We start from the raw sequence: 18964 nt of genomic DNA on the forward strand, positions 1-18964 counted from the left end.
TCATGGGAGCCCAGCTCCGGGTCTACAAGCGTCGCATCCGATCCGTCAGCGCGACCAAGAAGATCACCAAGGCGATGGAGATGATCGCCGCCTCGCGCGTCGTCAAGGCGCAGCGCAAGGTGGCGGCCTCCACGCCGTACGCGCAGGAGCTCACGCGCGCGGTCACGGCGGTCGGTACGGGGTCGAACACCAAGCACCCGCTCACCACGGAGGCGGAGAACCCGGCCCGTGCCGCGGTCCTGCTCCTCACGAGCGACCGCGGTCTGGCCGGCGCCTTCAACTCCAACGCCATCAAGGCGGCGGAGCAGCTGACCGAGCGCCTGGAGCGCGAGGGCAAGCAGGTCGACACGTACATCGTCGGCCGGCGCGGTGTGGCGCACTACAACTTCCGTGAGCGCAAGATCGCGGAGTCGTGGAGCGGTTTCACCGACGAGCCGACGTACGCGGACGCCAAGAAGGTGGCGGCGCCGCTGATCGAGGCCATCGAGAAGGAGACGGCCGAGGGCGGCGTGGACGAACTCCACATCGTCTTCACCGAGTTCGTCTCGATGATGACGCAGACGGCGCTCGACGCCCGGCTGCTGCCGCTGCGCCTCGAAGAGGTCGCGGAGGAGGTTCACCCCAAGGGCGAGATCCTCCCGCTGTACGACTTCGAGCCCTCGGCGGAGGACGTCCTCGACGCCCTGCTGCCGCGCTACGTGGAGAGCCGCATCTACAACGCGCTGCTTCAGTCGGCCGCTTCGAAGCACGCCGCCACGCGGCGCGCGATGAAGTCGGCCACCGACAACGCGGGCGAGCTGATCAACACGCTCTCCCGTCTTGCCAACGCGGCCCGCCAGGCCGAAATCACCCAGGAAATCAGCGAGATCGTCGGTGGCGCGAGCGCCCTGGCCGACGCGACCGCGGGGAGTGACCGATAAATGACCACCACTGTTGAGACCGCGACGGCTACGGGCCGCGTCGCCCGGGTCATCGGCCCGGTCGTCGACGTGGAGTTCCCCGTCGACGCGATGCCGGACATCTACAACGCCCTCCACGTCGAGGTCGCCGACCCGGCCAACGCGGGCGAGAAGAAGACGCTGACCCTGGAGGTCGCCCAGCACCTGGGTGACGGCCTGGTCCGCACCATCTCCATGCAGCCGACCGACGGTCTGGTCCGCCAGGCCCCGGTCGTCGACACCGGCGACGGCATCACCGTCCCGGTCGGCGACTTCACCAAGGGCAAGGTGTTCAACACCCTCGGTGAGGTGCTGAACGTCGACGAGCGTTACGAGGGCGAGCGCTGGTCCATCCACCGCAAGGCCCCGAACTTCGACGAGCTCGAGTCGAAGACCGAGATGTTCGAGACCGGCGTCAAGGTCATCGACCTGCTGACCCCGTATGTCAAGGGCGGCAAGATCGGTCTGTTCGGCGGCGCCGGCGTCGGCAAGACGGTGCTCATCCAGGAGATGATCTACCGTGTCGCCAACAACCACGACGGTGTCTCCGTGTTCGCCGGTGTCGGTGAGCGCACCCGTGAGGGCAACGACCTGATCGAGGAGATGTCCGACTCGGGCGTCATCGACAAGACCGCGCTGGTCTTCGGTCAGATGGACGAGCCCCCGGGCACCCGTCTGCGCGTCGCGCTGGCCGGCCTCACCATGGCCGAGTACTTCCGTGACGTCCAGAAGCAGGACGTGCTGTTCTTCATCGACAACATCTTCCGCTTCACGCAGGCCGGTTCCGAGGTCTCCACGCTGCTCGGCCGTATGCCGTCCGCGGTGGGCTACCAGCCGAACCTGGCCGATGAGATGGGCCTCCTCCAGGAGCGCATCACCTCGACCCGCGGTCACTCGATCACCTCGATGCAGGCGATCTACGTCCCCGCGGACGACCTGACCGACCCGGCCCCGGCCACCACCTTCGCCCACCTCGACGCGACGACGGTTCTGTCCCGTCCGATCTCCGAGAAGGGCATCTACCCGGCCGTGGACCCGCTGGACTCCACGTCCCGGATCCTGGACCCGCGCTACATCTCGCAGGACCACTACAACGCGGCCATGCGCGTGAAGACGATCCTGCAGAAGTACAAGGACCTCCAGGACATCATCGCGATCCTCGGTATCGACGAGCTCGGCGAGGAGGACAAGCTCGTCGTCCACCGTGCCCGTCGTGTGGAGCGCTTCCTGTCCCAGAACACCCACGTCGCCAAGCAGTTCACCGGCGTGGACGGCTCGGACGTGCCGCTCGACGAGTCGATCGCCGCGTTCAACGCGATCTGCGACGGCGAGTACGACCACTTCCCCGAGCAGGCGTTCTTCATGTGCGGTGGTCTTGAGGACCTGAAGAAGAACGCGAAGGAGCTGGGCGTCTCCTGACTTCGGGCACACGCCTGAGTCGTGAGGGGGGCGGGGTGCGTCCCGCCCCCTCACTCACGCCCACTAGAATTGACCCCAACACCCGGCACCCCTGCCGGGTGGTGACCCGAGGAGCCACCCTTGGCTGCTGAGCTGCACGTCGAGCTGGTCGCCGCCGACCGCCAGGTCTGGTCCGGCGAGGCCACCCTGGTCGTCGCGCGCACCACGTCCGGCGACATCGGCGTCATGCCCGGTCACCAGCCGCTGCTCGGTGTGCTGGAGTCGGGCCCGGTGACCATCCGTACGAGTGAAGGCGGCACGGTCGTCGCCGCCGTGCACGGCGGTTTCATCTCGTTCGCGGACAACAAGCTGTCCCTGCTGGCCGAGATCGCCGAGCTGTCGGACGAGATCGATGTCCAGCGCACGGAGCGGGAACTGGAGCGTGCGAAGGCGGAAGGCGACGCCGTCGCCGAGCGCCGCGCGGACGTCCGACTGCGTGCTGCGACGGCGCGCTGAACCAGCCGCGCCGTACGTTGACGCCACTCAGCCGCGGCCGGCCCGGAGCAATCCGGTGCCGGTCGCGGCTGAGGCAGATGTGGGTGTTTTTTCCGTTTCATTACTCAGTCGTAGAAGCAGTTCTACCTAGGAGACGAGGAGGTCGGTGCCGATGGTCCTCGCTCTGACTGTGTGCGGGATCGTGGTCGCACTCGTGGTGGTGGGACTGTTCCTGTTCGGGCTGCGCCGCAGGCTCATCCAGCGTTCCGGCGGCACCTTCGACTGTTCGCTGCGCTGGGACCTGCCCGAGAAACCGGACACGGGCGGCAAGGGCTGGTCCTACGGCGTCGCCCGCTACAACGGCGACCGGATCGAGTGGTACCGGGTCTTCTCCTACGCCCCCCGCCCCCGCCGCGTCCTGGAGCGCGGGCAGATCGAGGTGGCCGGCCGCCGGCTGCCCGAGGGCGAGGAGGAACTGGCGTTGCTGTCCGACTCGGTGGTGCTGGCCTGTGCGCACCGGGGCACGCGCCTGGAACTCGCCATGAGCGAGGACGCGCTGACCGGCTTCCTCGCGTGGCTGGAGGCCGCCCCGCCCGGACAGAGGGTGAACGTGGCGTAAGCACGTTCACCCTCCCCCGGACGCGGCCCGGGGGAGGGTGAACGGGTGTGGTGCCGTTCGCTCTTACAGGTTGCTGTTGATCGCGTTCACCAGTTCGCCGTTCGCGGTGTCACCGCTGAACTCCCAGAAGAACGCGCCGCCGAGGCCCTGGTTCTTGGCCCACGCCATCTTGGAGGCGATGGTGGCGGGGGTGTCGTACGACCACCAGTTGCTGCCGCAGTGCGCATAGGCGGTGCCGGCGACGGTGCCGGTGGCCGGGCAGGACGTCTTGAGGACCTTGTAGTCCTCGATGCCCTGCTCGTAGGTGCCGGTCGCCGGTCCGGTGGCCGTGCCGCCCGGGGCGTCCTGGGTGACGCCGGTCCAGCCGCGGCCGTAGAAGCCGATGCCGATGAGCAGCTTCTTCGCGGGCACGCCGATCGCCTTGAACTTGGCCATCGCGTCGGCGGTGGTGAAGCCCGCCTTCGGGATGCCGTCGTACGAGGTGAGCGGGGAGTGCGGGGCGGTCGGGCCCTTGGCGTCCCACGCGCCGAAGAAGTCGTACGTCATCACGTTGTACCAGTCGACGTACTGGGCGGCGCCCGCGTAGTCCGCGGCCTCGATCTTGCCGCCGGCCGAGCCGTCGGCGGTGGTGGCCGCGGTGACCAGGTTGTTCGAGCCGAACTTGGCGCGCAGCGCGGACATCACGTTCTTGAAGGCGGCGGCCCCGCTGGTGTCACAGGTCAGACCGCAGGCGTTCGGGTACTCCCAGTCGATGTCGATGCCGTCGAAGACGTCGGCCCAGCGCGGGTCCTCGACCAGGTCGTAGCAGGACTGGGCGAAGGCGGCCGGGTTCTTGGCCGCGTCCGCGAAGCCGCCGGACCAGGTCCAGCCGCCGAAGGACCACAGCACCTTGATGTTCGGGTACTTGGCCTTCAGCTGACGCAGCTGGTTGAAGTTGCCGCGCAGCGGCTGGTCCCAGGTGTCGGCGACGCCGCTGACCGACTGGTCGGCGGTGAAGGCCTTGTCGTAGTCGGCGTAGGAGTCGCCGATCGCGCACTTGCCGCCGGTGACGTTGCCGAAGGCGTAGTTGATGTGCGTGATCTTGGCCGCGGAGCCGGACGTCACCAGGTTCTTGACGTTGTAGTTGCGGCCGTAGATGCCCCATTCGGTGAAGTAGCCGAGCTTGACCTTGTCACCGGTGGGCGGGGGAGTGGTGCCGCCGCCGGTGGTGTGCACCTTGACCGCGCCGCTGACCGGGCCGGTCTGGTCGGCGGTGTCACGGGCCTGCACGGTGTAGGAGTAGTCGGTGCCGGCGGTCAGGCCCGTGTCGGTGTACGACGTGGTGGTGACCGTGGCGACCTTGGAGCCGTCGCGCAGGACGTCGTAGTTCTTGACGCCCTTGTCGTCGGTGGCCGCGCTCCAGCTGAGCTTCACCGAGGTGTCGGTGACCGAGGAGGCGGTCGGGGTGCCGGGTGCGGAGGGGGCCGCGTCGCCGGGGACGGTCGTGCCGTCGCAACTGCCGCCGTTCAGTTTGCAGTTGGACGGGGAGCCGGAGCCCGCGCCGTTGAAGCCGAAGGAGACGGAGGCGCCCGGGGCGAGGGTGCCGTTGTAGGACTTGTTCTTCGCGGTCCAGTGGGTGCCGGAGCCCGTGACGTCCGCGTCCCAGGCGGAGGTGACGGACGTGCCGGAGGGGAAGTCCCACTCGACGGTCCAGGAACTGATGCTGCTGGTGCCGGTGTTCTTGATGGTCCACTGGCCACCGAAGCCGGTGCCCCAGTCGCTCGTCTTGGTGAAGCCGGCGGTCGCTCCCCCGCTCGCCGCCTGGGCGGGGCTGGTGAGTCCGATCAGGCCGGCCAGGGGGAGCAACAGGGTCGCGAACCCTGCCGCGGCTCTGTTTCTGAAGCGCATGCTGCGCCTCCCTCGTCATCGGGGATGTCAGGGGCATGACTGAGCCTTCATGCCCCACGGTGCTGCGAGGGTAGAAAGGTCTGGACCACCCGTCAATAGGTCTGGACCATTCCCGGCGAGCCTCGCTAAACCCCCAACTCCCGGGCCGGAACCGCCGCTTGCACCCGGCTGCGCAGGCCCAGCTTGGCCAGCAACCGGCTGACGTGCGTCTTCACCGTGCCCTCCGCCATGTCCAGCCGGGCCGCGATCTCCGCGTTCGGCAGCCCCTCGCCGATACAGCGCAGCACCTCCCGCTCCCGCCGGGTGAGGCCCTCCAGCTCGGCCCGGCCGGCCTCCGTCCCCCGCGCCGGGGCCGCGGCGAACTCCGCGATCAGCCGCCGTGTCACGGCCGGCGCCGCGATCCCCTCCCCGCGCGCGACCGTCCGCACCGCCTCCAGCAGTTCCCGCGCCTCGGCGTTCTTCAGCAGGAACCCGGCCGCGCCCGCCCGCAGCGCCCCGAAGACGTACTCGTCGAGGTCGAAGGTGGTCAGCACGAGCACGTCCGCGAGCCGCTCGGCGACGATCCGCCGGGTCGCGGACACCCCGTCGAGCCGGGGCATCTGCACATCCATCAGCACCAGATCGGGGCCGAGGCTCCGGGCCAGCTCGACCGCCCGCTCGCCGTCCGCCGCCTCGCCGACCACCTCGATGTCCGGCGCGCTGCGCAGGATCAGCACGAGCCCGGCACGGACGGCGGACTGGTCCTCGGCGACCAGGGCCGCGCACCGGCCTGGCCCTGCTGCTGTGCGAGCCGCTGCTGGAGGTCGTGCTCTTCGCCGTCACCGCGATCGACCTGCGTGGCGGAGCCGAACCAAACTGGCGGCACGGGCTCGCCGCCGTCTACATCGGCTTCACGGTCGGCCTCGGCCACTCCAGCATCAGGTGGGCGGACGCCCGGGTGGCCCACCGCTTCGCCGGCGGCCCGCCCCCGGTCAGGCCGCCCCGGTACGGCACGGCCCGCGCCGTCCACGAGTGGAGGGTCGCGGCCCGCTGGATCCTGGCCTCGGCCGTCGCCCTCGCCCTGCTCCAGGGCGCGGTCTGGTACGTCGGCGATTCCGGCGACACCGGTTCGCTGCGCGCCTGGCAGCAGCGCATGCTGTGGGTGATCGGCGTCAACGTGGTCGTCGCCGCGAGCTACACGCTGTTCCCCAAGCGGGAGCCGAACCGCGGGGCGGGCTGAAACTCCGTCGACACCGGGCCGGGCGCCGGGACATGATCGCCCCGATGACACGCACCGACACGCCTTCCGCCTGGGACGAGCGCACCCAGCTGACCACCTTCCTCACCTATGTCCGCGCCACCGCGCGCGCCAAGTGCGAGGGACTCTCCGACGAGGACGCCGTCAAGGCGATCCTCCCCGGCTCACCGCTGATGACCCTGAGCGGACTGATCAGCCATCTGCGCTGGGTCGAGTACTTCTGGTTCCGGGTCGTCTTTCTGGGGGAGCCGGACGAGGGCCCCTGGACCGACGAGGACCCCGACCGCGAGATGCGGATCGCCGTCGACATCCCGCTGTCCCGGCTGCTCGCCGAGTACGCCGAGGAGGCAGCCCGGCACGACGAACTCGTCGCCGCGCACGACCTGGACACCAGGGCGCGCACCAAGCGGGACGACGGCAGCGCGGTGGACCTGCGCTGGATCCTGCTCCACCTCATCGAGGAGACCGCCCGCCACAACGGCCACCTCGACATCCTGCGCGAACAGATCGACGGCCGGACCGGCGACTGAGGGAGCCGGGCTCCCCGGTCGGTGCTCAGGCGTCTGCCGCAGCGGTCCGGCGGCCCGCCGGACACGCTCAGCGCGCGAGGGTTTCGGGCAGGAGCGCGCTCGCTCCGCCGTCGATGGGGATGACGGCTGCGTTGATGAAGCCGGCCTCGTCGCTCAGCAGGAAGCCGGTGAGGTGGGCGACGTCCGCCGGGGTGCACAGGCGCGGGCTGGGGTAGGCGCGCTGTAGCGCCTTGAGTACTGTCCGGTCGGCGAGGTGCTCGTTGCGGGGGACGGGTACGAAGCCGGGTTCGACGAGGTTGGTCCGCAGCCCCTTCGGTCCCCATTCGACGGCGAGGGACAGCGTGAGCCCGCGCAGCGCGGCTTTCGCGGTGGTGTAGGCAGCCATCCCGGCCTCGCCGAAGCCGCCGTGGATGGAGCCGACCAGCACGCACGCCGCGGGACCGCTGCGGTGCTGCTCGAGGAGCTGGGCGGACCGGAGGGCCGAGGTGACCCCGGCCGCGAAGACCTGCTGCATGTCCTGGACGCCGAGCTGTTCCAGCGGGACGCGCCGGTCGGCGAAGACGCTGTGCACCAGGGCTTCGACCCGGCCGGTTTCGGCGGCGATGCCGAACACCTTCTCCAGGTCCTCGGGCCGGGAGGCGTCCGCGCGTACCGCGGTGACGTTCTCCCCCCGGAGGGTCAGGATCTGGTCACTGCGGGCGGCGGCGATGACGTGGCGTCCTCGGGAGACCTGCTCGGCGGTGACGGCGCGGCCGATGCCGCCCGATGCCCCGAGAACGACGACGACGGGCTTCACTGTGTACTGCCCTTCCTTTCAGGGTGGGGGTGCGCGGCTGGGTCGCACCCCCGGATGTGCGGCGTACGGGTCACTTACCGATGGCGTCGAGCTCCGACACCGCGTCGGCGGGCAGGGTCAGGCCGGCGGCGGCGATGTTCTCCGCCAGGTGCGCCACCGACGAGGTCCCCGGGATGAGGACCATGGACGGCGAGCGCTGGAGCAGCCACGCCAGGGCGACCTGCTGCTCGGAGGCGCCCAGGCGCTCGGCCACGTCGGCGAGGGCCTGCGACTGCAGGGGGCTGAAGCCGCCGAGGGGGAAGAACGCCGCGTAGGCGATGTTCTCCGCGGCGCAGCGGTCCACCAGGGCGTCGTCGGCGCGGTTGGCCAGGTTGTACAGGTTCTGCACGGTGACGACCGGGGCGATGGCCTGGGCTTCGGTGAGCTGGGCGTCGGACACGCCGCTCAGGCCGAGGTGGCGGATCAGTCCCTGCTCGCGCAGCTCGGCCAGGGCACCGAACTGCTCGGCCAGCGAGTCGGTGGAGCCCGCCTCCAGCGCGGCGGTGCGCAGGTTGACCACGTCCAGAGTCTCCAGGCCGAGGTGCTGGAGGTTCTCGTGGACCTGAGCCTTGAGGTCGGCGGGGTCGAGGGAGGGGATCCAGGCGCCCTTGTCGTCGCGGCGCGCTCCGACCTTGGTGACGATGTGCAGGTCGGCCGGGTAGGGGTGCAGGGCCTCCTTGATGAGTTCGTTGACGACGACGGGGCCGTAGAAGTCACTGGTGTCGATGTGGGTGAGACCCGCGTCGACCACCGCGCGCAGTACGGCGATGGCCTGGTCCTTGTCCTTCGGCGGGCCGAAGACGCCAGGGCCGGCGAGCTGCATGGCGCCGTAGCCCATGCGCGTGATGGTCAGGCCTGCGGCCGGGGTGAGGGTCTCGAGGGAGGCGGGGGTGGTCACGCGTGCGTCCTTCCGGAGTGCTTCTGCCCAGCAGTATCTAACTGGATAGATACAAAGTAGCCCCGGAAGTCGGAGTAAGTCAAAAGTTAGTTACACGGCTACGATGGCCACATGGACACGAACGGGACGGCGCCGAAGGGATCCAGGCCGAGGAACTCCGCGGCGACCAAGGAACTGCTGCTCGCGGCGGCCACCGCGGAGTTCGCGGACTTCGGCCTGGCCGGGGCCCGGATCGACCGGATCGCGGAGCGGGCAGGTGCCAACAAGCGCCTGCTCTACGTCTACTTCGGGGACAAGGATCAGTTGTTCGAAGCCGTCCTGCGCGAGCAGATCGGCAGGCTGGCCGAGGAGACGCCGTTGGTCAACGGCGACCTGGTCGCTTATGCCGCGGCGCGTTTCGACTTCATGCTGGCCCACCCGGAGACCGCCCGCCTGGCGGCCTGGCGCCGCTTCGAGCGCCACGGCGAACCCAGCCGCGCCGAGATCGACAGCTACCGCGCCAAGGTCGACGCCATAGCCGCCGCCCAGCGCGCGGGGCGCGTCAACGACGGCATCCCCGCCGTGGACCTGTTCGCGATGGTCCTGCGCATCACCGAGAGCTGGCTGGACGCACCCCCGGCCCTGGCCGCCGCCGTCGGAACGGACCCCCGTTCCGACGACCGGCTCGCCGAGCACCGCGCCGCCTTCCTGGAGGCCGTGCGCCGCATCACCGCTCCGCGCACCGCCGGTCGGCCGCACGGCACGGACGCGTGAGGCCGAGGAGCCGGCCGCCACCCGCCGGCCGCGTCCCCAACCTCACAGGGCAATACAGCTAGCGCTCTCCGCCCGGCACCCACAGCACGTCGCCGGTCTCCCGGTTGGCGCTGCGGGCCAGGATGAACAGCAGGTCGGAGAGGCGGTTCAGGTAGGTCGCGGTGAGCGGGTTCATCGTCTCGCCGTGCACCTCCAGGGCGGCCCAGGTGGAGCGCTCGGCCCGGCGGACGACCGTGCACGCCTGGTGCAGCAGGGCGGCACCCGGGGTGCCGCCCGGCAGGATGAAGGAGCGCAGCTTCTCCAGCCGCTCGTTGAAGCGGTCGCAGTCCGCCTCCAGCCGGTCGACGTAGAACTGCTCCACCCTCAGCGGCGGGAACTCCGGGTTCTCCACCACCGGCGTCGACAGGTCCGCGCCGACGTCGAACAGGTCGTTCTGGACGCGGGTGAGGACAGCGACGATCTCCTCGTCCAGGCCGCCCAGCGCGACGGCGGTGCCGATCACCGCGTTGGCCTCGTTGGCGTCCGCGTAGGCGGAGATCCTGAGGTCCGTCTTGGGCACGCGGCTCATGTCACCGAGGCTGGTGGTGCCCCGGTCGCCGGTCCTCGTGTAGATGCGCGTCAGGTTGACCATGCGGCCAGCGTAGTGATGCGCCGGCCGTCCGGGACACCCGTGTGCCCGCCGTCACGGCCGGGACGGCGAAGCGGATCAGCCTGCCGGCCGGCGGGGAGGACGCTAGCGGAGCGCTCCGGTCCGCACGGCGGCGACGAACGACGACCAGGACCCGGCCGCGAAGAGGAGGGCGGGCCGGTCGGGGGCTTTGCTGTCGCGGACGGGGACGGCGGGGGAGAGGTCGTCGGAGACTTCGAGGCAGTTTCCGCCGTCGGGGTTGCTGTAGCTGCTCTTGCGCCAGGTCACGGTGGTCATGTCGATGGCTCGCACGGCACTTCCTCCAACATCCGCAGGATGAACTTCCGCGACTCGGCGGGACCGAGTGCCTGGTCGCGCATCGCATCGTACGCACGTTGCAGCCGCTCGACCGCCGCGTTTTCCTCCAGCAGTTCGCCACGGTGCGCGTTCTCCGTGTACGCCACCGTAGTACCGGATGTCAGCCGGAGGAACATGACGTCGGTGCTCACCAGACCGTGCAGACCCGAGCGGTCCGGCAGTGCCTGGAGCGTGATGTTGGGGTGCTCGGACACCTCCAGGAGGTAGCCCAACTGCTCCCGCCATGCCGCCTCGTCGCGCAACGGCGTGCGCATCGCAGTCTCGGCGATCAGGGCGCGGAACGGCGGGGCGTCCTCGCCCTCCAGGAGCAGCCGCCGACCGGTACGCGCGGTCACTTGCTGGTCCAATCGAGCGCCCTTGTAGCCGCCGAGTGCGAGCACTTCGCGCGCGTAGGCGTCCGTCTGCAACAGGCCGGGCAGGATACTCACGGAGTACTGCCAAAGACTCACCGCCTCCGCCTCCAGCGTCATGTACCGCCGGTACTGCTCCTTGAACTGCGTCGGGTCCGCCACCGCCATCTCCCACATCGCCAGCAGCAGGCCGGGCGTGCCGTAGTACCGGTCCAGCGCCTCCGCCACCTCCGGCCCGCCCAGCGTCTCCCCGCTCTCCAGCTTCCTGAAGAGCGAGGGGTCCCAGCCGGCCGCCTTGGCCAGTTCGCGCAGGCTCAGACCCCTGGATGTGCGGAGCAGGCGAAGTTCCTCCGCGTAGCGCCGGCGGGGCTCCTGACTGCGTCCGGTGATCGCCCTGCGCATCGGCATGGGGCACCCCCTTCGTGGTCGCCGTGTGACAGTCCGGACGCAGAGAGTATCGGCGCGTACGCGATCGCGGCGCCGGAAGAGGCCGTGCCGTACCGGTACGGGTTGACGCACACTCAGCCGCCGCCGGCCCCCGTACCCCTGCCGGTGTGATCTCCGTCAAATGGGACGTGACGCGCGTTACTTACCGGTCACACAGCGGCGCCGGAGCGCTATGGTCCGCCGAGGAGGCAGACCTTTCACCGCGTTCATAGGGAGTCGGAGTGGCACGGAAGCTCGCCGTCATCGGGGCCGGTCTCATGGGTTCCGGCATCGCCCAGGTCGCCGCGCAGGCGGGCTGGGACGTCGTTCTGCGCGACGTCACCGACGAGGCGCTGAAGCGCGGCACCGACGGCATCAAGGCCTCGTACGACAAGTTCGTCGGCAAGGGCAAGCTGGCCGCCGAGGACGCCGAGGCCGCCCTCGCCCGCATCACCCCGACCACCGACCTGGACGCCGCCGCCGAGGCCGACGTCGTGGTGGAGGCCGTCTTCGAGAAGCTGGAGGTCAAGCACGAGATCTTCCGCGCGCTCGACAAGCTCGTGCGCGAGGACGCCGTGCTCGCCTCCAACACCTCCGCCATCCCGATCACCAAGATCGCGGCGGCCACCGAGCGCCCCGAGCGGGTCGTCGGCGTGCACTTCTTCTCGCCGGTGCCGATGATGCAGCTCGTCGAGCTCGTCCGCGGCTACAAGACCAGCGACGAAACCCTCGCCACCGCGCGGGAGTTCGCCGAGTCCGTCGGCAAGACCTGCATCGTCGTCAACCGGGACGTCGCCGGCTTCGTCACCACCCGGCTCATCTCCGCCCTCGTGGTCGAGGCGACCAAGCTGTACGAATCCGGCGTCGCGACCGCCGAGGACATCGACCTCGCCTGCAAGCTGGGCTTCGGCCACGCCATGGGCCCGCTCGCCACGGCCGACCTCACCGGCGTGGACATCCTGCTGCACGCCACGAGCAACATCTACACCGAGTCGCAGGACGAGAAGTTCGCCCCGCCGGAGCTGATGCGCCGGATGGTGGACGCCGGTGACATCGGGCGCAAGAGCGGGCAGGGCTTCTACACGTACTGAGTCAACCCGATCACGCACGACCACCCCGGGAGCGTCACTCCCCGGGGTGAATTCGGTATCGGTTCGCTTACAAGCAGCAACCGCACCGCCACCCGAACAGTCAGACGTTGCACAGCACCGTCACCGAGTACGCCAATCGCACTCAACGGGGAGCGCATATGTACATCAGGGGCGACCACGCCGAGCTGGTCGTCGGGGGCCGCCTCGACGTCCGCAGCGCGGCGGACGCCCGTACGGCCCTGCACTCGGCCGTCGACACCGGAGTCGGCGACCTGGTGCTCGACCTGTCCGAACTGGACTCCTGGGACGCCACCGGACTCGGGGTGATCATGGGTGCCCACCGGCGGGCCGGCCGTTGCGGGCGCCGGCTGGTGCTACGGGGCGTACCCGCGCAGATGCAGCGTCTGCTGGTGGCGACCCGGCTGCACCGCATCCTCGCCATCGAGGGCGGCATCGGGGTGGAGTCACTGCCCCGGGTGTGAGGCACGCAATCCTCACAAGACCGTGACGTCTCGGACCGCAGGGCACCCCGCCCTGTCGTAGACACTGAGGAAAGGTTTAGGGTGCGGTCGCCCGCCACCTCGCACCCCTCGACCGAGCGGGCCCGGACCAGAAGCGACAGCGCGGTGTGCGACAAGGCCGGGAGGGGCCGCGAACACGGGCACACGACGCTTTTGGGGGGCTTGAACCCATGGACCCGATCGAGCCGATCGACCCGGCCAACCCGGTCACCCCGGGCTCCGACGAACACGGCCAGGCGCACAGCCGCCGCCCGCCCCGGGACTCCCTCGGTTCCGACTTCGCCGCCGGCCCGGCCGTGCCCGCCCGCATGGCCCAGCTCGTCACCGGCGACCTGCAACTCACCGTCAATCCGGTCGACGGCAGCGAGATAGAGCCCTGCCCGCCGGCCGAGCTCCCCGGCAGGCCCCGCAAGCGCACCGCCGCCGAACGCGCCGGTACGGAACGCGCCGCCCTGCCGCCCGTGCCGGCCGGCCCCGCCCAGCCGGCGCTCTCCCTGCTGGAACGCCAGGACGAACGCGAGCGCCTGGTCCGCCTCCTGGCCCGGGGCCGCTCGGTCCGGCTCACCGGCCCGGCCGGCTCCGGCCGCACCGCCCTGCTCGAACTGGTCGCCGAGGACTGCCTGGACCTCGCCCCCGACGGCGTGGTCCGCCTCAACGGCTTCCACCGCACGGCCGGTGACCTCCTGCACGACCTGTTCCACGCCGTTCACGACGCCCCCCGCCACCGCCCCGACCGGGACGAACTCCTCGCCGCCGTCCAGGAGATCGGCGCGGTCGTCGTCCTGGACGACCTGGAGTTCGGCGGTGCCGCGCTGGACGAACTGCTCGAGGCCACCCCCGAGTGCGCGTTCCTGTTCGCCGCCACCCCCGACGTGCCCGCGCCCTCCGCGGGCTCCGACGTCGAGGAGGTCTTCCTCGGCGGCCTCGAACGCGCCGCCGGCGTGGAGATCCTGGAGCGGACCGTCGGCCGGGTGCTCACCGAGGAGGAGGCCAACTGGGCCGGCGACCTCTGGTTCGAGTCCGAGGGGCTGCCCCTGCGGTTCGTCCAGGCCGGTGCCCTGCTCCGGCAGCGCGACCGACTGCGCGCCAGCACGGGCGCGGTCGACGAGTACGGCGTCTTCGAGGACGTGCGCCTGCCGGCCGACCCGCCCGTGGACCTGGAGGACGAGGTCCCGCTGCCCTCCCTCGGCGAGGCCGCGGCCCCCGCCCCGCTGCTCGCCTCCCGGCTCAGCGCCTCCGCCCGCGCCACCCTGCGCTTCGCCGTCGCCCTCGGCGGTGAGGTACCGCACCAGGCGCACCTGCCCGCGCTGGTCGGCGACACCCACGCGGACGCCGCCCTCGGTGAGCTGGCGGGCTGCGGCCTGGTCTCCCCGGTCGGCTCCCGGTACCGCCTGGCGGCCGGCGTGCAGACCCAGCTGGAGGCCGCCGGGTACGCCGACGACGCCCCCGGCCACGCCGACACCGCCGCCCGGCACTACGCCTGGTGGGCCGGCCACCCCTCCGTCACCCCGGAGCGGGTGTGCGCGGAGGCCGACGCGGTCCTCGCCGCGCTCGCCGCCGTCGTCCCGCGGACGGTCCCGCCCGTCGAGGGCGAGGAGAGCAGCGCCGTACGGCTGGCCCGCACGGCCGCGCCCGCCTTCGCCGCCGGGCTCCACTGGAACGCCTGGGAGCGGGCCCTGCGGTCCGGCGCGGAGGCCTCCCTGCTGTCCGGCGAGGTGACCGAACAGGCCTACTTCCACCATGAGCTGGGCATACTCGCGCTCTGCACCGGCCGGCTCGACCGGGCACGGGCCGAACTGGAGGCGTCCAGCGGGCTGCGCGGCGCCCTCGCCGACAAGCGGGGCACGGTCGCCGGCCGCCGCGCCCTGGCTCTGCTCGCCGACCGCGCGGGCGAGGCGCCCGGGCTCCCGCCGGTGGCGGCGGGGGAGGAGCCGGCGGACGTGCGGCAGGAGGAGCGGGCGCCGGCGCCGTACGAGACCGCGGTCACCCAGCGGGTCCCGGTGCCCCGGCCGCGGGGCGGCGTCCGGGGCCTGGCCCGGCGCAACATGGTGGCGGCCGGCTCCGGCGCGCTGCTCGCCGCCGTGCTCGGTACGGTCGTCGCGCTCGGGGTGACCTCCCCCGACGACGCGGGCCGCAACCCGGCCGGCAAGGTCGACGCCAACCCGTCCGCCGGTCAGGACATCGGCGAGGGCGGCCCGGGCTCGGGGCCGGCGGACGGCGGCGGCACCGGTTCGGCGAGCAGCCGGCCCACGTCACCGGGGCCCGACGGCACGTACGGCACCGCGGACGACCCGGCACCGCCCGTGGCCCCCTCCCGCCCGTCGGAGAGCGTCGAGCCCTCCGGCTCGCACTCCTCCTCCGGCTCACCGTCCAAGTCGCCGAAGCCGGGAGGGCCGGGCGGCGGGACGACGGGGGGCTCGACCGGTGGCTCGACCGGTGGCACGACGGGCGGTACGACCGGCGGTTCCACGGGCGGTTCCACGGGCGGCTCGACGACCGGTGGCTCGACGAGCGGCGGCACGGGCGGTACGACGACCGGCGGCGGTACGTCCACGGGCGGCAGCGGAACCGGTGGCTCGACCGGCACGACGGGCGACACCACCGGGAGCACCGGCGGCGACGCGGGCGGCACGACGACCGGCGGCTCCACGGACGGCACCACCGGGGGCACCACGACGGGCGGCGACACCGGCGGTACGACGACCGGCGGCTCCACGGACGGCACCACCGGCGGAACGTCGAGCAGCGCGTCGGCGTCGCAAACGGCCCCGGGAACGACCGGCACGCTGATGTGACCCCGGCCACGGCGGACACCTGCCTCCGCGCCGCGACGGTGGCTCCCGGGGTGCCCGGGGGGCGGTGCGCGGCGGCAGGGCCGGGCGGAGCCGCCGGTCAGAACAGGCGGAGCTTGTCGTCCTCGATGCCGCGCAGGGCGTCGTAGTCCAGGACGTGGCAGTCGATGCCGCGGTCGGTGGCGAGGACGCGGGCCTGCGGCTTGATCTCCTGGGCGGCGAAGATGCCGCGGACCGGGGCGAGGTGCGGGTCGCGGTTCAACAGGTCGAGGTAGCGCGTCAGTTGCTCCACGCCGTCGATCTCGCCCCGCCGCTTGATCTCGACCGCCACCGTCTGCCCGTCCGCGTCCCGGCACAGGATGTCCACGGGCCCGATCGCCGTCATGTACTCGCGGCGGATGAGGGTGTACCCGTCGCCCAGCGTCTCGATGCGGTCGGCGAGCAGTTCCTGGAGGTGGGCCTCCACGCCGTCCTTGATCAGTCCCGGGTCCACACCCAGTTCGTGCGAGGAGTCGTGGAGGATCTCCTCCATCGTGATGATCAGTTTCTCGCCCGCCTTGTTGACGACCGTCCACACGCCCTCGTCCTCGGCGGTGCCCTCCTTCAGCGTGCAGGGCGGCGACATCCAGTTGAGCGGCTTGTAGGCCCGGTCGTCGGCGTGGACGGAGACGCTGCCGTCCGCCTTGACCAGGATCAGTCGCGGGGCCGAGGGCAGGTGGGCGGTGAGCCGGCCGGCGTAGTCGACCGAGCAGCGGGCAATGACGAGACGCATGGTCGGCAACGCTACTCGACGCCCGCCGGTGCTCGCGATCCGTCCGCCCAGCTCCCAGTGGATCGCCCCAATTGTCCCTTCAAACTCTTGTTCATCCCTGGCCGATTGTGGGCGTAACGGGATCGGTTCATATACGCATTCTGCTGGTGTGGTCACCTACGGTTGCCTACCGTAGGTACGGGAGGTTGCGGCCCCTGTACCGAGCGTGTTCGAAATCGCGAACTCCCTTATCTGTCCGGCAACCCCTGCTGTTCGGGGGTGCGAGAGGAGAACCCATGTCGCTCGACGTCTCACCGGCCCTACTCGAACAGGCCGAGCGAGGCGAGGTCGACGAAGCAGCATTCGTCGACTGCGTCCGGACCTCCCTGCCCTACGCATGGGAGATGATCAGCTCCCTGGTGGCCCAGCTGAAGGTGGACGGCGGCCCCTTCGCCGACAACCAGACGCCCCCGCCGGACGAGCAGGCACGCGGTCAGCTGCTGCGTGCGCTCGCGAGTGACGCGATACGCGGCGCGTTGCAGCGGCACTTCGGTGTGCGACTGGCCTTCCAGAACTGCCACCGCGTGGCGGTGTTCCCACTGGACGCCTCGGTGGACGAGACGTTGGCCCGCTTCACGTCGGTGCGCAGCCAGTTGCTCAACCAGTCGCCGGAGCTCCGGGACTGCTGACGCGCGGTTCCGGTACGGCCCGGACGGACAGCCGCCGGCTTGCCGCTCCACCCGCGGGGGAGGTGCATCGAGACCCAGGGCGGCAAGCCCCCCAGGCGGCCCCCGCGCGGCGGGCCGGTCAGCGCAAGTGGGGCAGCACCTCGGCGCCCAGGCGCCGTAGGTTCTCCTCCGTGGCTGCGAGGTCGCCCGAGCCCTCCACCAGGAGGGCGAAACGGGAGATGCCGGTGCGCTCCGAGGTCGCCGCGAGCCGGTCGGCGGCGAGCCGCGGGGTGCCCACCGGGTGCAGTCCGCAGAGCAGTTCGGTGTAGGCGTACGGGTCGCGCATCGCGCGCGCCCGTCCGTCCACCGTCACATGCGCGTCCAGGCCCTGCCGCAGCCACCCGGGCATCGCCTTCAGCAGCGTCTCCACCGCGTCCGTGCGCCGGTCGGCGAGCTGGCAGACCCCGGCGGAGACATGGGCGGCGCCCGCGATCTCCTCCGCGGGCCGGCCCGCCGCGCGGGCGCAGCGCCGCCAGAGGGCGACCATCTCGGCCTTCTCCTCGTCCCCGACGTGCATGCCGAGCAGCATCGGCAGCCCGCGCTCGGCGGCCAGCCGTACGCTCGCCGGTGAGGTGCAGGCGAGGACGACCTCGGGGCCCGGCGCGTCCGTCAGGGCCTCCGTCGGGCGGGGGACGACCGGCACCTCGCGGAAGGCGTAGCGCTTCCCGGAGGCCGCCACGGACGGCTCGCCCAGCCAGCGCAGCAGCAGATCGAGTGACTCCGGGAACCCGTGTTCGTACGCCTCCAGTCCCGCGCCGAACACCTCCAGGTCCACCCAGGGGCCGCCGCGCCCGACGCCCAGCGTGAACCGCCCGCCACTGGTCAGGTGCAGCAGGGCGGCCTGCTCGCCGAGGGCGACCGGGTGGGCCGTGGGCAGTACGCTGACGGCCGTGCCGACCCGGATGCGGCGGGTGCGGCCGAGCAGCAGCGCGGCCAGGGTGACCGCGGACGGGCATGTGCCGTACGGCACGAAGTGGTGCTCGGCGAGCCAGACCGCGTCCAGCCCGGACTGCTCGGCGACCTCCGCCGAGCGGACGGCCCGGTGCAGGGCCTCCCCCGGACCCTGGCCCGGGAACTGGGCCGCCAGCACAAAACTTCCTACGTGCATCGCATTTCCTGCTTCCTTGGCTCCGACCCGGAGCTCCCCCACCCGGCATAACCGTCTGACACGTGCCCAGGACACGGCCTGGCCGGAGGGATTTACGGATTGTCTGCAGAATGGGTCGCACGGGAGGGGGACTTGTACGGGTTGGTTCCCTGCCCCTACTCCACGCCTACCCGCCCCGGCGGCGCGTAGGCTGGACGGAGCCGAGCTTCCCGTACAGCCCCGAGAGGTGTCCCGTGTCCCCGCGTCGCAACCGACCGAAGGCAGCCGGATCGTCGGGCCGGAGCGCCGAGGACGACCCCGCCGGCCGGTACGGCGGCTGGCAGTCCACGGAGAGCTGGCAGGGCGAGGAGTGGAGCGTGCGCCACGTCGCCGGGGCCGGCGCGCAGGGGAAGACCTACCGCTGCCCGGGCTGCGACCAGCTGATCCCCTCCGGCGTCCCGCACGTGGTGGCCTGGCCGGAGTACGCGGGCGTCGACGACCGCCGGCACTGGCACAAGGCCTGCTGGAACGCGAAGGACCGCCGCACCTCGCGGGTGCAGCGGTCCCGTAACGCGCCGAGGTTCTGAGCCGTACGTCCACCCGGCCCGGCTCTCACCAGCCC

Annotated in this window: 20 protein-coding genes and 1 pseudogene; 12 read left to right on the forward strand and 9 right to left on the reverse strand. The window is 71.4% G+C overall.

Annotation, left to right across the window (positions count from 1 at the left end; all coding sequences use genetic code 11):
- Positions 1-2 precede the first annotated feature (2 nt).
- The 4 genes from LG395_RS12705 (at position 3) to LG395_RS12720 (ending at position 3450) form a co-directional block, all read left to right on the forward strand.
- Positions 3-920, forward strand: coding sequence for a F0F1 ATP synthase subunit gamma (locus LG395_RS12705; RefSeq protein ID WP_171152790.1), 918 nt, complete (start codon positions 3-5; stop codon positions 918-920).
- A complete protein-coding gene (gene atpD, locus LG395_RS12710) occupies positions 921-2357 on the forward strand; it encodes a F0F1 ATP synthase subunit beta (protein ID WP_171152789.1) in 1437 nt (478 codons plus the stop codon).
- Between the two features lie 120 nt (positions 2358-2477).
- On the forward strand, positions 2478-2852 hold the full coding sequence (locus LG395_RS12715) for a F0F1 ATP synthase subunit epsilon (RefSeq protein WP_014675015.1): 375 nt from the start codon (positions 2478-2480) through the stop codon (positions 2850-2852).
- 151 nt (positions 2853-3003) lie between these two features.
- Entirely contained in the window at positions 3004-3450 is a 447-nt protein-coding gene (locus LG395_RS12720) for a DUF2550 domain-containing protein (protein ID WP_171152787.1), read from the forward strand.
- Positions 3451-3513: 63 nt separating this feature from the next.
- Here LG395_RS12720 and LG395_RS12725 read toward each other — a convergent pair whose 3' ends face one another.
- Together LG395_RS12725 and LG395_RS12730 are read right to left on the reverse strand one after the other, a co-directional pair.
- Positions 3514-5337 carry a glycoside hydrolase family 18 chitinase gene (locus tag LG395_RS12725; protein WP_225809414.1) on the reverse strand — a complete coding sequence of 608 codons (1824 nt, stop codon included), beginning with the start codon at positions 5335-5337 and terminating at the stop codon, positions 3514-3516.
- Positions 5338-5462: 125 nt separating this feature from the next.
- Complete coding sequence (locus LG395_RS12730; RefSeq protein ID WP_225809460.1) at positions 5463-6092, reverse strand: response regulator; 630 nt, start codon at positions 6090-6092, stop codon at positions 5463-5465.
- Between the two features lie 2 nt (positions 6093-6094).
- Between LG395_RS12730 and LG395_RS12735 the strand changes: the two are divergent.
- Positions 6095-6556, forward strand: a pseudogene (locus tag LG395_RS12735) (hypothetical protein); the annotation flags it as partial.
- Positions 6557-6600: 44 nt separating this feature from the next.
- A complete protein-coding gene (locus LG395_RS12740; protein ID WP_225809415.1) occupies positions 6601-7104 on the forward strand; it encodes a DinB family protein in 504 nt (167 codons plus the stop codon).
- A 67-nt stretch (positions 7105-7171) separates the two neighbouring features.
- Here the strand turns inward: LG395_RS12740 and LG395_RS12745 are convergent, their stop codons facing one another.
- Positions 7172-7900, reverse strand: coding sequence for an SDR family NAD(P)-dependent oxidoreductase (locus LG395_RS12745; protein ID WP_225809416.1), 729 nt, complete (start codon positions 7898-7900; stop codon positions 7172-7174).
- 70 nt (positions 7901-7970) lie between these two features.
- A complete protein-coding gene (locus LG395_RS12750; RefSeq protein WP_225809417.1) occupies positions 7971-8837 on the reverse strand; it encodes an oxidoreductase in 867 nt (288 codons plus the stop codon).
- 111 nt (positions 8838-8948) lie between these two features.
- Here LG395_RS12750 and LG395_RS12755 point away from each other — a divergent pair, with 111 nt between their 5' ends.
- Positions 8949-9590, forward strand: a complete 642-nt coding sequence (locus LG395_RS12755; RefSeq protein ID WP_225809418.1) for a TetR/AcrR family transcriptional regulator — start codon at positions 8949-8951, stop codon at positions 9588-9590.
- A 58-nt stretch (positions 9591-9648) separates the two neighbouring features.
- Here LG395_RS12755 and LG395_RS12760 read toward each other — a convergent pair whose 3' ends face one another.
- The 3 genes from LG395_RS12760 to LG395_RS12770 form a co-directional block, all read right to left on the reverse strand.
- Positions 9649-10221, reverse strand: coding sequence for a cob(I)yrinic acid a,c-diamide adenosyltransferase (locus LG395_RS12760; protein WP_225809419.1), 573 nt, complete (start codon positions 10219-10221; stop codon positions 9649-9651).
- A 102-nt stretch (positions 10222-10323) separates the two neighbouring features.
- Positions 10324-10530: a DUF397 domain-containing protein gene (locus tag LG395_RS12765; RefSeq protein ID WP_225809420.1), complete on the reverse strand. Its 207-nt coding sequence runs from the start codon at positions 10528-10530 to the stop codon at positions 10324-10326.
- Positions 10512-11354 carry a helix-turn-helix domain-containing protein gene (locus tag LG395_RS12770; protein ID WP_225809421.1) on the reverse strand — a complete coding sequence of 281 codons (843 nt, stop codon included), beginning with the start codon at positions 11352-11354 and terminating at the stop codon, positions 10512-10514. The genes LG395_RS12765 and LG395_RS12770 overlap by 19 nt, the downstream gene beginning before the upstream one ends.
- Before the next feature lie 260 nt (positions 11355-11614).
- Between LG395_RS12770 and LG395_RS12775 the strand changes: the two genes are divergently transcribed.
- The 3 genes from LG395_RS12775 (at position 11615) to LG395_RS12785 (ending at position 15779) form a co-directional block, all read left to right on the forward strand.
- Positions 11615-12463, forward strand: a complete 849-nt coding sequence (locus LG395_RS12775; RefSeq protein WP_059252623.1) for a 3-hydroxyacyl-CoA dehydrogenase family protein — start codon at positions 11615-11617, stop codon at positions 12461-12463.
- 158 nt (positions 12464-12621) lie between these two features.
- A complete protein-coding gene (locus LG395_RS12780; protein WP_171152771.1) occupies positions 12622-12945 on the forward strand; it encodes an STAS domain-containing protein in 324 nt (107 codons plus the stop codon).
- Positions 12946-13154: 209 nt separating this feature from the next.
- Complete coding sequence (locus LG395_RS12785; RefSeq protein ID WP_225809422.1) at positions 13155-15779, forward strand: ATP-binding protein; 2625 nt, start codon at positions 13155-13157, stop codon at positions 15777-15779.
- Between the two features lie 97 nt (positions 15780-15876).
- On the opposite strand, the gene nucS is transcribed toward LG395_RS12785, so the two are convergent.
- Positions 15877-16548 (reverse strand): endonuclease NucS, encoded by a 672-nt coding sequence (gene nucS, locus LG395_RS12790; protein ID WP_225809423.1) that lies wholly within the window; start codon positions 16546-16548, stop codon positions 15877-15879.
- A 275-nt stretch (positions 16549-16823) separates the two neighbouring features.
- Between nucS and LG395_RS12795 the strand changes: the two genes are divergently transcribed.
- Entirely contained in the window at positions 16824-17216 is a 393-nt protein-coding gene (locus tag LG395_RS12795) for an SCO5389 family protein (RefSeq protein WP_030656147.1), read from the forward strand.
- 118 nt (positions 17217-17334) lie between these two features.
- On the opposite strand, the gene LG395_RS12800 is transcribed toward LG395_RS12795, so the two are convergent.
- Positions 17335-18363: an LLM class flavin-dependent oxidoreductase gene (locus tag LG395_RS12800; RefSeq protein ID WP_171152768.1), complete on the reverse strand. Its 1029-nt coding sequence runs from the start codon at positions 18361-18363 to the stop codon at positions 17335-17337.
- A 233-nt stretch (positions 18364-18596) separates the two neighbouring features.
- On the opposite strand from LG395_RS12800, the gene LG395_RS12805 reads away from it, so the two are divergent.
- Positions 18597-18929: an Rv1322 family protein gene (locus LG395_RS12805; RefSeq protein WP_171152767.1), complete on the forward strand. Its 333-nt coding sequence runs from the start codon at positions 18597-18599 to the stop codon at positions 18927-18929.
- Positions 18930-18964 lie beyond the last annotated feature (35 nt).

Origin of the sequence: Streptomyces spinosus, assembly GCF_020400655.1 — a bacterium.
GTDB classification, from domain to species: domain Bacteria; phylum Actinomycetota; class Actinomycetes; order Streptomycetales; family Streptomycetaceae; genus Streptomyces; species Streptomyces argyrophylli.

Excerpts from the sequence above, each read along its gene's own strand:
- LG395_RS12800 (WP_171152768.1), bottom strand. The coding sequence starts at position 18,363 with ATGCACGTAGGAAGTTTTGTGCTGGCGGCCCAGTTCCCGGGCCAGGGT.
- LG395_RS12720 (WP_171152787.1), top strand. The coding sequence starts at position 3,004 with ATGGTCCTCGCTCTGACTGTGTGCGGGATCGTGGTCGCACTCGTGGTG.
- nucS (WP_225809423.1), bottom strand. The coding sequence starts at position 16,548 with ATGCGTCTCGTCATTGCCCGCTGCTCGGTCGACTACGCCGGCCGGCTC.
- LG395_RS12740 (WP_225809415.1), top strand. The coding sequence starts at position 6,601 with ATGACACGCACCGACACGCCTTCCGCCTGGGACGAGCGCACCCAGCTG.
- LG395_RS12795 (WP_030656147.1), top strand. The coding sequence starts at position 16,824 with ATGTCGCTCGACGTCTCACCGGCCCTACTCGAACAGGCCGAGCGAGGC.
- LG395_RS12770 (WP_225809421.1), bottom strand. The coding sequence starts at position 11,354 with ATGCCGATGCGCAGGGCGATCACCGGACGCAGTCAGGAGCCCCGCCGG.
- LG395_RS12755 (WP_225809418.1), top strand. The coding sequence starts at position 8,949 with ATGGACACGAACGGGACGGCGCCGAAGGGATCCAGGCCGAGGAACTCC.
- LG395_RS12780 (WP_171152771.1), top strand. The coding sequence starts at position 12,622 with ATGTACATCAGGGGCGACCACGCCGAGCTGGTCGTCGGGGGCCGCCTC.
- LG395_RS12760 (WP_225809419.1), bottom strand. The coding sequence starts at position 10,221 with ATGGTCAACCTGACGCGCATCTACACGAGGACCGGCGACCGGGGCACC.
- LG395_RS12725 (WP_225809414.1), bottom strand. The coding sequence starts at position 5,337 with ATGCGCTTCAGAAACAGAGCCGCGGCAGGGTTCGCGACCCTGTTGCTC.
- LG395_RS12785 (WP_225809422.1), top strand. The coding sequence starts at position 13,155 with ATGGACCCGATCGAGCCGATCGACCCGGCCAACCCGGTCACCCCGGGC.
- LG395_RS12705 (WP_171152790.1), top strand. The coding sequence starts at position 3 with ATGGGAGCCCAGCTCCGGGTCTACAAGCGTCGCATCCGATCCGTCAGC.
- atpD (WP_171152789.1), top strand. The coding sequence starts at position 921 with ATGACCACCACTGTTGAGACCGCGACGGCTACGGGCCGCGTCGCCCGG.